The sequence below is a fragment of the Burkholderia sp. Tr-20390 genome, from assembly GCF_017104595.1.
Lineage (GTDB): Bacteria > Pseudomonadota > Gammaproteobacteria > Burkholderiales > Burkholderiaceae > Burkholderia.
In genome coordinates, this window is sequence record NZ_JAAGPC010000391.1 from 1 (window position 1) to 1,855 (window position 1,855).

General features: G+C 70.8%; 2 protein-coding genes and 1 pseudogene. All 3 read right to left on the reverse strand.

The window, feature by feature from the left end; translation table 11 throughout:
* The coding region (gene cheD, locus G3N98_RS39155) for a chemoreceptor glutamine deamidase CheD (protein ID WP_206151112.1) at nucleotides 1-597 on the reverse strand (597 nt) is incomplete at its 3' end.
* The gene (locus tag G3N98_RS39160) at nucleotides 594-1,577 is read right to left on the reverse strand and encodes a CheR family methyltransferase (RefSeq protein WP_089424235.1); all 984 of its coding nucleotides are present in this window, start codon (nucleotides 1,575-1,577) and stop codon (nucleotides 594-596) included. The genes cheD and G3N98_RS39160, both read right to left, overlap by 4 nt.
* A gap of 3 nt (nucleotides 1,578-1,580) precedes the next feature.
* Nucleotides 1,581-1,855 (reverse strand): annotated as a pseudogene (locus G3N98_RS39165) (methyl-accepting chemotaxis protein); the annotation flags it as partial.

A 1,855-nucleotide genomic window follows, 5' to 3' on the forward strand; every position in this document is an offset into this window, starting at 1 on the left:
CTCGACCTGCGGACGCGGCCGTGCGGCGCGGGCGCGATCGGCCTCGCGGGCGAGCGCGGCTTCGCGCTCGGTGACGCCCGGCACCTGCAGCCGCAGCTTCTTCACCGCCGCGCGCCCCGTGGCCGCCATGAACGCGACCTTGCGCGGGTGCACGCCCTGCAGGTCTTCCGCCGTGATGCGGATGCGTTCGAGCGCGAGGTAGCGGCGCACGAAATCCGCGTTGCGGTCGCCGATGTTGATCGTCGTCATCCCGGCCAGCACGGCGGCGCCCCCGAACACCTTCGCCTCGAAGCGTTCGCGGCGCCCGCCGGCCTTGATCATCTCGTTGATCAGCACTTCCATCGCATACGCGCCGTAGCGCATCGATTCGGACGCGGCCGCGCCCGGATCGGCGCCGTCGTCGGGCAGCATGAAGTGGTTCATCCCGCCGATGCCCGCGTACGGATCGTGCAGGCACGCGGCGACGCACGAGCCGAGCACGGTCATCAGCACCATGTCCTCGGACGTCGTGTAGAACTCGTTCGGCAGCAGCTTCACGCCGGGACGGCCGAAGTGGTTGTCGAAGTAGCGATTGGTGGCGATCGGCAAGGCGCTCATCCGCGCTCTCCCAGAGCGGATGCGGCGCCCGCGGCATGCATGCGCGCGGGAGACGGCATCGCGGACGCCTGCGCGCCCCGCGGCCGCGCGCCCTGGGCGGCGTCGCGGGTCAGTTCGTACACCGTCTGCCCGCGCAGCCGGAACGCCTGCGTGACATACGTGAAGTTCTCCGAATGGCCGGCGAACAGCAGCCCGCCCGGCTTCACGAGCGGCTCGAAGCGCGACAGCACCTGCCCCTGCGTCGGCTTGTCGAAATAGATCATCACGTTGCGGCAGAAGATCGCGTCGAACGGCTTCGCGATCCCGTAATCCGCATCGGTCAGGTTCAGCTGCTCGAAGCGGATCATCGCGCGCAGCTCGGGGCGCACCTTCACGCGGCCGGCCTGCGCGCCCGTGCCCTTCAGGAAGAAGCGCTTCAGCCGCTCCGGCGCCAGGTGCTTGACCTGGTCGTACGTGTAGATGCCGGCCTCCGCCTTCGCGAGCACCTGCGTGTCGAGGTCGGTCGCGAGGATCGACGCGCCGCGCGCGGCCGATTCGCCGAGCGCCTCGATCAGCGTGATCGCGATCGAGTAAGGCTCCTCGCCGGTCGACGCCGCCGAGCACCAGACCGAGACCGGCGCCGGCCGCCCTTTCACGAAATCCGACAGGATCGGGAAATGGTGGGCCTCGCGGAAGAACGCGGTCAGGTTCGTCGTCAGCGCATTGGTGAACGCTTCCCACTCGAGCGGATCGTCTTCCTGCTCGAGCAGGTCGAGGTAGTCGCGGAACGTGTCGAGGCCGCGTGCCCGCAAGCGGCGCGCGAGACGGCTGTACGCCATGTCGCGCTTGTGCTCGGACAGCGAGATTCCCGCGCGTTGATGGATCAGCGCGCGAATGCGTGCGAAATCCGCGCTGGTGAACGCGAAGTCGCGCCCCGGCTCGCCCGCGCGAGGCGAGGCATCCGGTGCATCGGGTCGAAACGGCGCGCGCGCGTGCGGCATGGTTTAGAAGGTCTCCCAATCGTCGTCGGACGTGCCGGCCGTGGCCGCCGCCGGCTTCTCGCCGTTCAGCGCCGGGCGCACGAGCGCGGGCTTCGCGGCCGGCTTGTCGGCCGGTGCGGCGGTTTTCGCGAGACGCGGCCCGTAGCCGCCCGCGGCCGTGCCGCGGGGAGCCGGTGCATCCTTGTGCGCGTGCGCGCCCGATTCGGCCGGACGCTTCGGTTCATGGCCCGCAACCGGTGCAGCCGCGGCGGCGGCCCGCGGCGCCGGGGCGGCGCGCC

What these genes read in the sequence shown, in the direction of transcription:
- G3N98_RS39160 (WP_089424235.1), bottom strand. Translation starts at nt 1,577, where the DNA reads ATGCCGCACGCGCGCGCGCCGTTTCGACCCGATGCACCGGATGCCTCG.